General features: G+C 66.9%; 10 protein-coding genes. 1 reads left to right on the forward strand and 9 read right to left on the reverse strand.

Translation table 11 applies throughout. The features are described 5' to 3' along the window. Positions 1-6: 6 nt before the first annotated feature. Positions 7-3153 carry an efflux RND transporter permease subunit gene (locus tag D6C00_RS10635; RefSeq protein WP_125181704.1) on the forward strand — a complete coding sequence of 1049 codons (3147 nt, stop codon included), beginning with the start codon at positions 7-9 and terminating at the stop codon, positions 3151-3153. A gap of 93 nt (positions 3154-3246) precedes the next feature. Here the strand turns inward: D6C00_RS10635 and D6C00_RS10640 are convergent, their stop codons facing one another. From D6C00_RS10640 to D6C00_RS10680, 9 genes are all read right to left on the reverse strand, one after another. Continuing rightward, a complete protein-coding gene (locus D6C00_RS10640) occupies positions 3247-4110 on the reverse strand; it encodes a D-amino acid aminotransferase (protein ID WP_125181705.1) in 864 nt (287 codons plus the stop codon). Between the two features lie 92 nt (positions 4111-4202). Next, positions 4203-5357 (reverse strand): D-alanyl-D-alanine carboxypeptidase family protein, encoded by a 1155-nt coding sequence (locus tag D6C00_RS10645; protein WP_125181706.1) that lies wholly within the window; start codon positions 5355-5357, stop codon positions 4203-4205. 81 nt (positions 5358-5438) lie between these two features. Next, on the reverse strand, positions 5439-6260 hold the full coding sequence (locus D6C00_RS10650) for a septal ring lytic transglycosylase RlpA family protein (RefSeq protein ID WP_125181707.1): 822 nt from the start codon (positions 6258-6260) through the stop codon (positions 5439-5441). 91 nt (positions 6261-6351) lie between these two features. Further along, complete coding sequence (gene mltB / locus D6C00_RS10655) at positions 6352-7338, reverse strand: lytic murein transglycosylase B (protein WP_125181708.1); 987 nt, start codon at positions 7336-7338, stop codon at positions 6352-6354. Positions 7339-7344: 6 nt separating this feature from the next. Then, positions 7345-8457 (reverse strand): rod shape-determining protein RodA, encoded by a 1113-nt coding sequence (rodA, locus tag D6C00_RS10660; protein WP_125181709.1) that lies wholly within the window; start codon positions 8455-8457, stop codon positions 7345-7347. Between the two features lie 25 nt (positions 8458-8482). After that, positions 8483-10348: a penicillin-binding protein 2 gene (mrdA, locus tag D6C00_RS10665; protein ID WP_125181710.1), complete on the reverse strand. Its 1866-nt coding sequence runs from the start codon at positions 10346-10348 to the stop codon at positions 8483-8485. A 12-nt stretch (positions 10349-10360) separates the two neighbouring features. Next, positions 10361-10852 (reverse strand): rod shape-determining protein MreD, encoded by a 492-nt coding sequence (gene mreD / locus D6C00_RS10670; RefSeq protein WP_125181711.1) that lies wholly within the window; start codon positions 10850-10852, stop codon positions 10361-10363. Then, positions 10849-11817: a rod shape-determining protein MreC gene (mreC, locus tag D6C00_RS10675; protein ID WP_317623021.1), complete on the reverse strand. Its 969-nt coding sequence runs from the start codon at positions 11815-11817 to the stop codon at positions 10849-10851. The genes mreD and mreC overlap by 4 nt, the downstream gene beginning before the upstream one ends. 99 nt (positions 11818-11916) lie before the next feature. After that, positions 11917-12972, reverse strand: coding sequence for a rod shape-determining protein (locus D6C00_RS10680; RefSeq protein ID WP_096367217.1), 1056 nt, complete (start codon positions 12970-12972; stop codon positions 11917-11919). Positions 12973-13147: the final 175 nt, after the last annotated feature.

A 13147-nucleotide genomic window follows, 5' to 3' on the forward strand; every position in this document is an offset into this window, starting at 1 on the left:
CGGGTCATGTTGAACCATATCGTTGCCCTTTCCCTGCGCCAGCGCTGGCTGGTCCTGATCGCGGTTGTCGCGCTGGCCACGCTCGGCATTCATAACTACCAGCAGCTGCCCATCGACGCGGTGCCGGACATCACCAATGTCCAGGTCCAGATCAACACCGAGGCGCCGGGCTATACGCCGCTGGAGGCCGAGCAGCGCATCACCTTCGTGGTGGAGACCGCCATGGCCGGGCTGCCGCGACTGAACTACACCCGCTCGCTGTCGCGTTACGGCCTGTCGCAGGTCACCGTGGTGTTCGCGGAGGGCACCGACATTTACTGGGCGCGTCAGCTCATCAACGAGCGCCTGGCCGAGGTCAAGGCCAAGCTCCCTCCCGGGCTGGAGCCGGCCATGGGGCCCATCGCCACCGGGCTGGGCGAGATCCTGATGTACACGGTGTCCAACCGGCCGGGCTATGACCACACGCCGATGGACCTGCGCACCTACCAGGACTGGATCGTGCGGCCGCAGCTGCGCCTGACGCCGGGCGTGGTCGAGGTCAATACCGTCGGCGGCTACACCAGGGAGTTTCATGTCCTGCCTGACCCGGAGCGGCTGCTGGCCCATGACCTGACCCTGCAGGATGTCATGGCCGCGCTGGCGCGCAACAACCGCAATGCCGGCGCCGGCTACATCGAGCGCTTCGGTGCGCAATACCTGATCCGTTCGCCGGGGTTGCTCTCTGATATGGACGAGATCCGCGGCATCACCGTGGCCAAGCGTAACGGTGTACCCATCCCCCTGGGCGAAATCGCACAGGTGCGGCCTGGCAGTCCGCTGCGCACCGGCGCGGCCACCGGCAACGGCGAGGAGATCGTGCTGGGGACCGTGTTCATGCTCAAGGGCGAGAACAGCCGCGAGGTGGCGGAGGCGGCCGCGGCGCGGCTGGACGAGATCCGGCCCTCGCTGCCCGAAGGGGTGGAGCTCACGCCGGTCTACAACCGCACCGAGCTGGTGGACAGGACCATCGCCACGGTGCGCACGAACCTGGCCGAGGGCGCGCTGCTGGTGATCGCGGTGCTGTTCCTGCTGCTGGGCAACTGGCGCGCGGCCCTGATCACGGCGGCGGTCATCCCGCTGGCCATGCTCATGACCGTCACCGGCATGGTGGAATCCGGGGTCTCGGGCAACCTGATGAGTCTGGGGGCGCTGGATTTCGGCCTGATCGTGGACGGCGCAGTGATCATCGTGGAGAACTGCCTGGCGCACCTGGCGGCCTTCCAGCGCATGCACGGCAGCCTGCCGGCGCTCAGGGAACGCCTGCGCATCGTGCGCGAGGCCACGGTGGAGGTCGTCCGGCCCAGTGTGTTCGGGGTGATCATCATCCTGATCGTCTATGTCCCCATCTTTGCCCTCAGCGGCGTGGAGGGCAAGATGTTCCACCCCATGGCCCTGACCGTGGTCATGGCGTTGTCCGCGGCCCTGGTGCTGTCCCTGACCTTCGTGCCGGCGGCCGTGGCGCTGTTCGTGCGCGGGCGCATTGCCGGGGATGAGAACCGTCTGATGCGCGGCCTGGGGCGAGCCTATGTGCCGGTGCTGAACCTGGCCCTGCGCCACCGGCTGCCGGTGGTGGTCGGGGCCGCGGCGCTGGTGCTGCTGGCCGGGCTGCAGTTCACCCGCATGGGCGCGGAGTTCGTGCCGCAGCTGGACGAGGGCGACATCGCCCTGCACGCCCTGCGCGTGACCGGCACCGGCCTGCAGCAGTCCGTCGAGATGCAGGAGGCGCTGGAGGCGCGGCTGCGGCGCTTCGAGGAGGTCGAGCGGGTATTCTCCAAGATCGGTACGCCGGAGGTGGCCACCGACCCCATGCCACCGAACGTGGCCGACACCTTCGTCATTCTCAAGCCGCGCGAGCAGTGGCCCGATCCGCGCCGGCCCAAGGCCGATCTTGTAGCCGGAATGGAACGGGTGCTGAATGAGCTGCCCGGTAACAAGTACGAGTTCACCCAGCCCATCGAGATGCGCTTCAACGAGCTGATCTCGGGCGTGCGCGCCGACCTGGCGGTCAAGGTCTACGGCGATGACCTGGAGACGCTGGCCGATCTGGCGCATCGGATCGAGGGCGTGGTGGCCGGCGTACCCGGCGCGGCCGATGTGCGCACCGAGCAGGTCGATGGCCTGCCGGTGCTGACGGTCACGCCCGACCGCGAGCGCCTGGCCTATTACGGACTGGATGTGGCCGACGTGCAGGACACCCTGAGCATCGCCATGGGCGGTGGCACGGCCGGGCAGATCTTCGAGGGCGACCGGCGTTTCGCGCTGGTGGTGCGTCTGCCGGAAGAGCTGCGCACCGATCCGGACACGCTCTCAAGGCTGCCGGTGCGCCTGCCCGCCGACAGTGGTCCTGAGGTGGTGGGGGACGCCGATGTCACCGGCGTGACCGCCGGTACGCCCGAGGCCGTGCCGCTGGGCGAACTGGCCGAGATCGGTTTCGTGACCGGCCCCAATCAGATCAGCCGCGAGAATGCCAAGCGGCGGGTGTTCGTCACCGCCAACGTCCGCAGCCGCGACCTGGGCAGTTTCGTCGCAGACGTGCAGGCGGCGGTGCGCGAGCAGGTGCAGCTGCCGGCCGGCTACTGGCTGGACTACGGCGGCACCTTCGAGCAGCTGATCTCGGCGTCGAAACGGTTGAGCCTGGTGGTGCCGGCGACCCTGCTGATCATCTTCGGGCTGCTGTTCATGGCCTTCAATTCGGCCCGGGACGCCGCGCTGGTGTTCACCGGTGTGCCCCTGGCGCTGACCGGCGGCGTGGCGGCGCTCGCGTTGCGCGATCTGCCGCTGTCGATCTCCGCCGCGGTGGGCTTCATCGCCCTGTCGGGTGTGGCCGTGCTCAATGGCGTGGTGATGCTGTCCTTCATCCGCGACCTGCGCCGCCAGGGCGTGGCGCTGGATCAGGCGATCCGCGACGGCGCCCGACGCCGGCTGCGGCCGGTGCTGATGACCGCGCTGGTGGCCAGCCTCGGCTTCGTGCCGATGGCGTTCAACGTCGGCATCGGCGCCGAGGTGCAGCGTCCCCTGGCCACGGTGGTGGTCGGCGGCATCATATCCTCGACCCTGTTGACCCTGGTGGTGCTGCCGGTGCTGTACCGGCTGGCCTATGCCCGGGCGGGGTGAGTCGGTTGACTGGCTGGTGTTTCGGGGGATGGTATCCGTGTTCATCCGTGGCTCAAGTACCGCAGTGGTGGTGACATCCCGAACGGGCCGATTTCAACCGGCGCGCCCTTCCCGCACCGCCTGCTTGTATTCCCGGTAGAGCCCATGCATCCGCCGGTACAGGGGGCCGGGCCGGCCGTCGCCCACGGGCCGGCCGTCGAGGGTGGTGACGGGCATGATCTCCTTGGTGGAACTGGTCAGCCAGACCTCGTCGGCGGTCCGCAGTTCGGCTTCGCCGATGGCGTTCTCGCGGTGGGGTACGCCGTGGCCGGCGGCCAGTTCAATGACCAGGTCACGGGTGATGCCGGGCAGCAGCAGCGGGCCCTTGGGCGGGGTGATCAGCGTTCCGTCGCGGACGATGAACAGGTTGCTGGCTGCGCCCTCGGTGGCGTGCCCGTCGCGGATCAGGATGGCCTCGGCAGCGCCTGCTTCCACTGCCTGCTGGCGCAGCAGCACATTGGGCAGCAGGGTGATGGCCTTGATGTGACAGGACTGCCAGCGGATGTCGTCCAGGGAGATGGCGGCGATGCCGCGCTCGGCCAGCGCCGGATCGGGGTCGGGAATCGGGTTGCTCATGGCGAACACGGTCGGTTCGAGGCCCAGGGGAAAGGCATGGTCGCGCCGGTCCATGACGCCGCGCGTCACCTGCAGGTATACGGACTGGTCTGTACCCGGGTTTTCGCCGATCAGTTCCTCCAGGATGCCGCTCCACTGGGTTTCGGTGTAGGGATCGGGAATGCGTACCGCGCGCAGGCTGTCGGTCAGGCGCTGCAGGTGCGGCAGCAGGCGGAACAGGTGCCCGCCATAGGCCGGGATCACCTCATAGACGCCGTCACCGAACAGAAAGCCGCGATCCATGACCGAGACGCGGGCCTGATCGGAGGGCAGGAATTCGCCGTTGAGAAAGACAGTGGACATGGTTGGATCCGGTGAGGAATCTTTGGCTTAGACTGTCATCCCGGCCTGCGCCGGAATGACGAAGTGAAAACTGATCGGGAATCGCCTTGGTTTCACTCGAAATACAGCAGCACCTCGTCCACCGTCCGCTGCCAGAAGGATCCCTCGTCCACCGACTGCAGTGCGACCAGTGGCACCTCGGTGAGTGTTGCGCCGTCGAGATTGATGACCAGGCTGCCCTGGGACTCGCCGGCGGCGACCGGGGCGATGATGCGCGGGGCGCGCTGCACGTTGGCCTGCAGTTCGTCGTAACGCCCGCGCGGGATGGTCAGATAGAGGTCCTGCTCAACCCCGAGGGGCAGGCTTTCGCTGGCGCCCTTCCAGATCCGGGCATCGACCAGTTTGGCGCCGGCGTCGTAGAGCTTGTGGGTCTCGAAGAAGCGGAAGGCGTAGTTGAGCAGGGACTGGCTGGCCTCGGCGCGCGCCTCCTCGCTGGACGTGCCCAGCACGACCGAGATCAGGCGCATGCCCTCGCGCTGGGCGGAGGTGACCAGGCAGTAGCCGGCGGCCTCGGTATGGCCGGTCTTGATGCCGTCGACCGAGGCATCCCGCCACAGCAGCTTGTTGCGGTTGTTCTGGGTGATTTCGTTATAGGTGTAACTCTTCTGCGAGTACCACTCGTAGTATTCCGGGAACTCGCGGATCAGGGCACGTGCGACCCTGGCGATGTCGGCCGCCGACATGTAGTGCTCAGGGTCCGGCAGGCCGGTGCTGTTCATGAAGTGGCTGTTCTCCAGGCCCAGATCGGCTGCGTACTTGTTCATGTACTCGGCAAAGGTCGCCTCGCTGCCGGCAATATGCTCGGCCAGGGCGACGGTGGCGTCGTTGCCGCTCTGAATGATGACCCCTTTGAGCAGCTCCTCGACGCTGACCCGGGTGCCGACCTCGATGAACATGCGCGAGCCTGGCATGCGCCAGGCACGCTCGCTGACCGTGACCTGGTCGTCCAGGCTCAGGGCTTCCTTCTGGAGCTCCTTGAACACCACATAGACGGCCATCATCTTGGTGATGCTGGCCGGCTCCACCGGGCTGTGACTGTCCTTCTCCGCCAGCACCTGTCCGCTGTGGTAATCGATGAGCAGGTAGGAACGGGCGCCGACATCGGGAGCCTTGGGCACCGGCATGGGTGCGGCGGCCGTGGCCTGGAAGGCCAGCAGGAGGAAGACAGTCAGGAATCTGTGAGCGAGCTGGAGAACGGGTTTAATCATTGGCTGGGTGTTTCGAATCCGGTCAGACATTGATAACAGGGCCATTGCGACGATGTCGCAAAAGGCTTGATCAGAGATTCCCTAGTCTACCACGACGTGGGGCCGCTGGATGCCGAAGCGGGCCAGGGATTCGGCCATGCGGTCGGCGTCCTCGACGCTGGCCAGCGGGCCTATGCGCACGCGGAATACCGGTCTCTGGTCGCTGTAGCCCTGCTGAATCTCGATGCCGGGCAGGTCGATGTCCTGCAGCCGGTGGCTCAGCCGCTCGGCGTTGTCGCGGGAGCTGAAGGCGCCCACCTGCAGATACAGGCTGGAACTGCCGTCGGAGTCCGGCATCAGTGCCGGGCGCGGGGCGGCGCTGGCGCTGCGCAGCCGGGGCTCGGACTGGGCGGGGTTGAGGGCGACGACCTCCACCGGCGCGGTGCCGGTGGCGACGATGCCGAGCTTTTTTGCTGCCACGTAGGACAGGTCGATGATGCGGCCCTCGTGGAAGGGGCCGCGGTCATTGATCTTGACCACGATGCTGCGGCCGTTGCGCAGGTTGGTCACCCGGGCATAGGTGGGCAGTGGCAGGCTCTTGTGGGCGGCGGTCATGGCGTACATGTCGTAGGGCTCGCCGCTGGAGGTGCGCCGGCCGTGGAACTTGGTGCCGTACCAGGAGGCGAGGCCGCGCTCGGCATAGCCGTGGCTCGACTCCATGACGTAATAGCGCTTGCCGAAGACCTCGTAGGAGCTGGGATTGCCGTAGCGGCTGCGGGGCTCATGGCGCGGGACGGCGTCGGGGATGCCGGCGACGTCCACATCGCGGCCGGGAGCGCCGTCGCGGCTGACGTGGGCACCGCCGCCGCAGGCGCTCAGCAGCAGGGCGGTCAGCGCGTAGAGGAACAGGCGTGTCGTTGTCATTGCGGATTACCTCGCATCACTACAGCCCCTTGACCTGACAAAAGCCCCGGCCAGCGTGGTCGGGGCCTGCCCGGAGCGCGCTGGACTGCGTCTACTCCTGCACCCGACCCTGTTCGCGCCGCTCGGCGATGGCGCGCGAGAGCTGGTGCACCGCCATGGCATAGAGCGGGCTGCGGTTGTACCGGGTGATGACGTAGAAATTGTTGAATACCACCCAGTACTCCTGGCCGTCGGCCGTCTTCAGCGCGATCAGGCCCACCCGGGTGTCGGGATCGATGCCGGTTTCGGGACTGACGCCGTATTCATCCAGTTTTCCGGCCGGGATGCTCGGCTTGACGCCAGCCTCCAGCAGTGTCTGGTGAGAGTCCCCCTCGACGCGGGCGCGCACGGCCACCGGTGCCCCGTGCGCCCAGCCGTGAACATGCAGATAATTACCCACACTGCCGAGGATGTCCTCCGGGCTGTGCCAGAGATTGCGCTGGCCATCGTCGTCGAAGTCCACTGCATAGTGGCGGTAACTGCTGGGAATGAACTGGCCGTGGCCCATGGCGCCGGCGTAGGAGCCCAGCGCATCGGCCATGTCGATGCCTTCCTCGCGGCTGAGGAGGAAGAACTCGCGCAGCTCACTGCGGAAGAAATCGGCCCGCGGCGGATAGTCGAAGCCGAGGGTGGCCAGCGCATCCAGCACCCGGTAGCGTCCTGCGTGCCGGCCATAGCGGGTCTCGACGCCGACGATGGCGACGATCACCCGGGGATCGACCCCGAGCTCCTGCTCCACCCGTTCCAGGATGGTCTCGTGTTCGTCCCAGTAGACGGCGCCGAGCTCGATGCGTTCGCGGTTGACGAAAATGGGCCGGTACTGGAACCAGGGTTTGGCCTCGGCCGGGCGCGCGATGGCGTCCAGGATGCTCTGCTGTTTCTCCGCCGAACGCAGTCGGCCGCGGACCTCGTCGGCATCGAAGCCGGCCTCGACCAGCTCCTGCACGAAGGCGTCGGCCTGCGGGTGCTCGGCATAGGAGTCGGCCGCGGCCTGGCCGGTGAACAGGGCGAGCAGTGCGAGTATCAATGGCTGGCGCATGGGTGGCTAACTCTGCAGTAATCTGCGATGGGTATGGATGGACATCAGCATACCGAATCCGGCCAGCAGGGTCACCATCGATGTCCCGCCGTAGCTGACCAGGGGCAGCGGCAGTCCGACCACCGGCAGCAGACCGGTCACCATGCCGGTGTTGACGATCAGGTAGACGAAGAATGTCAGCGACAGACTGCCGCCCAGCAGCCGGGTGAAGGTGTCCTGGGCGCGGGTGGCGAGATACAGCCCGCGCAACAGGATGAAGGCATAGACACCGAGCAGCAGCAGTACCCCGACCAGGCCGAATTCCTCGGCCAGCACGGCGAAGATGAAGTCGGTGGAACGCTCGGGCAGGAATTCCAGGTGCGACTGGGTGCCGTTGAGCCAGCCCTTGCCGTACAGGCCGCCCGAGCCGATGGCGATCTTGGACTGGATGATGTGGTAGCCCGCCCCCAGCGGGTCCTGCTCGGGGTTGAGGAAGGTGATCACCCGCTGGCGCTGGTAGTCGTGCATGAAGTACCACAGCACCGGCAGCAGGGCGCCGGCCAGTACGCCCAGCCCGGCCAGCAGCCGCCAGGACAGCCCGGCCAGGAACAGCACGAAGAAGCCGGCGCTGGCGATCAGCAGCGAGGTGCCGAGATCCGGCTGGCGGGCAATGAGTACCGTCGGGACGATGATCAGCAGGCCCGCCCCCAGCAGCCGCCTGCCGTCCGGCGGCAGGCGGGCATCGGCCAGGAACCAGGCGATCATCATCGGCACCAGCAGCTTCATCACCTCCGAGGGCTGGAAGCGGATCACACCCAGATCCAGCCAGCGCTGGGCGCCCTTGCCGACATCACCCATGACCAGCACGGCCACCAGCAGTCCGACCCCGGCGCTGAACAGCCAGGGCGTCCAGCGGTGCAGCAGCGAGGGTGGGATCTGGGCGACCACGAACATGACCACGAAGGCCAGACCCAGGCGGATGAGCTGGCGGTTCAGCACCGCCTCGCTCTGGCCCGAGGCGCTGTAGAGCACCACCAGCCCCAGCGCGCACAGGGCGAGCAGGCCCACCAGCAGCATGCCGTCAAGGTGCAGGCGCTGCATCAGGGTGCGTCGGGTACCGGAGCCGGGGTTGATTTCCATTCAGTGCCTCGTGTCCTTCACGTCATCAGGGCATTCTACGGTCTTGCGTTTTGAAATAGGCATCCAGTATCTGCCGGGCGATCGGTGCGGCCACGCCGCTGCCGGAACCGCCGTTCTCCACCACCACCGCGACAGCGATACGCGGCTCCTCCGCCGGGGCGAAGGCGATGAACAGGGCGTGATCACGCAGCCGGAAGGCGATTTCCTCCGGGTCGTATTCATAGTCCTCATCCTGCGGCATGCTGAAGACCTGTGCCGTGCCGGTCTTGCCGCCGAGGCGGTAATCGATGCCCTGGCCAATGGCCCGCGCCGTACCGCGAGGGCCGTGCACCACATCCACCATGCCACGTATGACCTCGTCCCAGTTGCGGATGTCCGAGTGCGGGATCTGCCGGACCATCGGCTGGAACACCGGCTGCAGCTCGGGTTCGCCGGGCGCGTGCAGGGCTCTGACCAGATGCGGCTGATAGAAATTGCCATAGGTGGCGAGTGCCGCGGTGGCGGCGGCCAGCTGCACGGGCGTGGCCAGGTTGAAACCCTGGCCGATGCCGCTGATCAGGGTCTCGCCGGGGAACCAGGGCTCGTTCCTGGTGCGGCGTTTCCATTCGCTGGAGGGCAGCAGCCCGGGCAGTTCGCCGACGATATCGATGCCGGTGCGCTCGCCGAAGCCGAACTGGCCGAGAAAGTCATGCATGCGGTCGATGCCCAGTGAGCGGGCCAGGTCGTAGTAATAGACGTCACAGGATTGAGCGATCGCATCGTGCAGGTCCATGTGGCCGTGGCCGCTGCGTTTCCAGTCGCGGTAGAGGCGCTCCTTGCCCGGCAGGGTATAGAAGCCGGGGCAGAAGACATGACTGTCGGGACGCACCACGCCCAGTTCCAGCCCGGCCAGGCCGACGAAGGGCTTGAGTGTGGAGCCTGGTGGATACTGGCCGCGCAGGGCGCGGTTGAACAGGGGCTGGTCCGGGTTGATCTGCAGCGCCTGGTAGCGCTTGTACTCGATGCCCTTGACGAAGGGGTTGGGGTCGAAGCCGGGCAGGCTGACCAGGGCCAGGACCGAGCCGTTGCGCGGGTCGATGGCCACGGCCGAACCGTTGAAGTCGCCGAAGGCGGCCTCCGCGGCCGTCTGCAGCCGGGCGTCGATGGTGAGATAAAGGTCACTGCCGGGGACCGGTGACTGGCGCTCGAGCACCCGCAGGGTCCGGCCCTGGGCGTTGGTCTCGAGCTGCTGGTAGCCGACCGTGCCGTGCAGCACGTCCTCGTAGGTTTTCTCGATGCCGGTCTTGCCGGTGTGAGTGGTGCCGCGGTAGTTCTTCTCGTCCAGCACCTGCAGGTCGTTCTCGTTGATGCGTCCCACGTAGCCGATGGCGTGGGCAGCCTGGCTGCGCAGCGGGTAGTGGCGGGTCAGACCGGCCTGGATGTCCACGCCCTGAAAGCGGTGGCGGTTGATGGCGAAGCGGGCCACCTCCTGGTCGTTGAGATGCAGGCGCAGCGGTACGCCTTCGAAACGGTGCATGCGTTGACGCAGGCGGTGGAAGCGCTGCAGGTCCTGGTCGCGGATCTCGATCAGCCTGCCGAGCCGGGTCAGGGTGGCCTCCAGGTCGTCGACCTGTTCGGGCACGATGTCCAGACGGTAGGACGGCAGGTTCTCGGCCAGCAGCACGCCGTTGCGGTCGAAGATCAGGCCGCGGGTGGGCGGCACCGGCTCGATCCGTACCCGGTTGTCCTCGGACAGGGTGCGGAAGTGCTCATGGGAGACGATCTGCAGATAGGCCAGCCGGCCGAGCAATGCCAGCAGCAGGAGGAAGGCGACCAGCGCCGCCGCCAGGGTGCGGCGCAGGAACAGGCGGCTTTCCTGGAGGTGGTCTTTCAGTGTGATGCGGCGTGCCATGGGCGGGTTCGTTCAACTGACGCGGAAGGCGCGGCGCAGCCCCCGCAGCAGCACGAACACCGCCGGCCACAGCAGCGCTCCCACCACCGAGGGCAGCCAGTACAGCCAGGACTGGATCGGTCGGCCGATGATGCCGTTGATCCAGAAGATGATCAGCTGGGCCAGCATCAGCAGCACCAGGATGCTCAGGCTCTGCTGCCACAGCGGGTGCAGACGCAGCCGCTGGTGCAGGGTGATGATCAGGTAGGTGGCCACGGCGTAGGCCAGGGCATGCTGGCCGAGCAGGGTGGCGGTCAGCACGTCCTGGAACAGGCCGGTCAGCCAGGCGATGCCCACGCCGATGCGCTGCGGCAGTGCCAGGCTCCAGTAGAGCAGAACCAGCAGCGCCCAGTCGGGGCGGTAGAGCTCCAGACCGGCCGGCAGCGGCACGATGCCGAGGATCAGGCCGATCAGCAGGCTGAGCAGGATCACGCCGCCGCCCTGGTGACGGACCAGGGTGCTCATGGTGCTGCCTCCCCGGACGGCTCGGCCGCGGCAGGATCTTCATCGCCGGCCGTTTCCTCCTCCGGCGAGTCGATCCGGGCCTGCCCCTGGGACCAGACCAGCAGTACCTCGCGGCTGCGGTTGAGTTCGGCCAGCGGCCGGGCGAAGACCTGGGCGAAGGATTCGCCCGGGTCGCGGATCACGGTTTCCACCTCCGCCACCGGATAGCCGGGCGGAAAGCGCCCGCCCAGCCCCGAGGTGATCAGCAGATCACCGGTTTCGATATCGGCATTGTTCGGCAGGTAAGGCAGGGACAGGCTGGTCAGTGAACCGGTGCCCAGGGCGATGCTGCGCAGACCGTTGCGGTTGACCTGCACCGGTACGGCGTGGGCGGGGTCGGTGATCAGCATGGCGGTGGCGGAAAAGGGGCCGGCCTGGATCACCTGGCCCATCACGCCATTGGCATCGACCAGCGGCTGGCCGGTATAGAGATCATCGCTACTGCCCTTGTTGAGCAGGATCTGGTGACGGTAGGGGTCCAGGTCCACGGCCATGATCTCGGCGATCAGTACCCGTTCGCGGACCTTGAAGGAGGAGTCGAGCAGTTCCCGCAGGCGCAGGTTTTCCGACTCCAGGGCCTCCAGCTTCTGCAACTCGGCCTTGAGGATGAGTTGCTCGGTGCGCAGCCGGGCGTTTTCCTCCTGCAGGGTGCGCCGGCTCGAGAGGGTTTCCTGGAACCAGTCCTGACTGGCTGCCGGCAGATCCACCAGCCACTGGATGGGGTAGACCACCACCGACAGGGCCGAACGCAGACTGTCCAGATGCTGCTGACGCTGGTCGAGGGTCATGAGGAGGATCGAAGCGAAGGCGAAGACCACCAGCCTGGCAGTCAGGGAGGGGCCTTGTGTGAAAATGAGTTTGATGGTTCCGTGCTCCGCGTGTCCGGGTGTTGGACCAGCGGATATGGTACCTGCATGGGGCGGGATGGGCTATACGGTGTTTGAGTGAGGAGTGAGGAGTGAAGAGTGAGGAGTGAGGAGTGAGGAGTGAGGAGTGAGGAGTGAGGAGTGAGGAGCGGGGAGGGGCTAGCCCTCCAGCGAGAACACATCCCCACCGCGCTCGTCCATCATCTCCAGGGCGCGGCCGCCGCCGCGGGCGACACAGGTGAGCGGATCGTCGGCCACCACCACCGGCAGGCCGGTCTCCTCCATCAGCAGCCGGTCCAGGTCGCGCAGCAGGGCGCTGCCGCCGGTGAGCACGATGCCGCGCTCGGCCACGTCCGCGCCCAGCTCCGGCGGGGTCTGTTCCAGTGCCGTTTTGACCGCGCTGACGATGCCGGACAGCGGCTCCTGCAGTGCCTCAAGGATCTCGTTGCTGTTCAGGGTGAAGCTGCGCGGTACGCCCTGGGCCAGGTTGCGGCCCTTGACCTCCAGTTCCTTGACCTCGTTGCCGGGGTAGGCCGAGCCGATCTCGTGCTTGATGCGCTCGGCGGTGGACTCGCCGATCAGGGTACCGTAGTTGCGGCGCACATAATTGATGATGGCTTCGTCGAAACGGTCGCCGCCGATGCGCACGGAGGAGGAATAGACGATGCCGTTCAGCGATATCACTGCTACCTCAGAGGTGCCGCCGCCGATGTCCAGCACCATCGAGCCGCTGGCCTCGTCGACCGGCATGCCGGCGCCGATGGCCGCGGCCATGGGTTCCTCGATCAGATAGACCTCGCGGGCGCCGGCGCCGGCGGCCGATTCCTTGATGGCGCGGCGTTCGACCTGGGTCGAGCCGCAGGGCACGCAGATCAGCACCCGCGGGCTGGGCCGGAAGAAACGGCCCTCGTGCACCTTGTGGATGAAGTGCTGGAGCATCTTCTCGGTCACGGTGAAATCCGCGATCACGCCGTCCTTGAGCGGGCGGATGGCAGTGATGTTGCCCGGCGTGCGGCCGAGCATGCGCTTGGCCTCGATGCCGACGGCGGCGATGCTCTTGGGACCACCCGGGCCGCGGTCCTGGCGGATGGCGACGACGGAGGGCTCGTTGAGCACGATGCCGCGCCCGCGGACGTAGATTAAGGTGTTGGCCGTGCCCAGATCGATGGAGAGATCTTCCGAGAAGATCCCGACGAGTCGTTTGAAACCCAGCATTGGATGGTGACGCCTCCGCGAATTTCGGCGTACTGTAGCAACGGGTGGGGGTTTCGGCAAGACAGACACCCCGAGGCCTGTGTCCGCCCCCGGTCCTGCCGCATCCGCCCTGCGGCTACCCCCGGCGGCCCGGGTATGTTAATTTTCGCCTCTTCCGTCAATCAGCGAGGAGTCG

Origin of the sequence: Thiohalobacter thiocyanaticus (assembly GCF_003932505.1) — a bacterium.
Taxonomy (GTDB): domain Bacteria; phylum Pseudomonadota; class Gammaproteobacteria; order Thiohalobacterales; family Thiohalobacteraceae; genus Thiohalobacter; species Thiohalobacter thiocyanaticus.

What these genes read in the sequence shown, in the direction of transcription:
- D6C00_RS10680 (WP_096367217.1), bottom strand. Translation starts at nt 12,972, where the DNA reads ATGCTGGGTTTCAAACGACTCGTCGGGATCTTCTCGGAAGATCTCTCC.
- D6C00_RS10640 (WP_125181705.1), bottom strand. Translation starts at nt 4,110, where the DNA reads ATGTCCACTGTCTTTCTCAACGGCGAATTCCTGCCCTCCGATCAGGCC.
- mreD (WP_125181711.1), bottom strand. Translation starts at nt 10,852, where the DNA reads ATGAGCACCCTGGTCCGTCACCAGGGCGGCGGCGTGATCCTGCTCAGC.
- D6C00_RS10635 (WP_125181704.1), top strand. Translation starts at nt 7, where the DNA reads ATGTTGAACCATATCGTTGCCCTTTCCCTGCGCCAGCGCTGGCTGGTC.
- mrdA (WP_125181710.1), bottom strand. Translation starts at nt 10,348, where the DNA reads ATGGCACGCCGCATCACACTGAAAGACCACCTCCAGGAAAGCCGCCTG.
- D6C00_RS10650 (WP_125181707.1), bottom strand. Translation starts at nt 6,260, where the DNA reads ATGACAACGACACGCCTGTTCCTCTACGCGCTGACCGCCCTGCTGCTG.
- mltB (WP_125181708.1), bottom strand. Translation starts at nt 7,338, where the DNA reads ATGCGCCAGCCATTGATACTCGCACTGCTCGCCCTGTTCACCGGCCAG.
- D6C00_RS10645 (WP_125181706.1), bottom strand. Translation starts at nt 5,357, where the DNA reads ATGATTAAACCCGTTCTCCAGCTCGCTCACAGATTCCTGACTGTCTTC.
- rodA (WP_125181709.1), bottom strand. Translation starts at nt 8,457, where the DNA reads ATGGAAATCAACCCCGGCTCCGGTACCCGACGCACCCTGATGCAGCGC.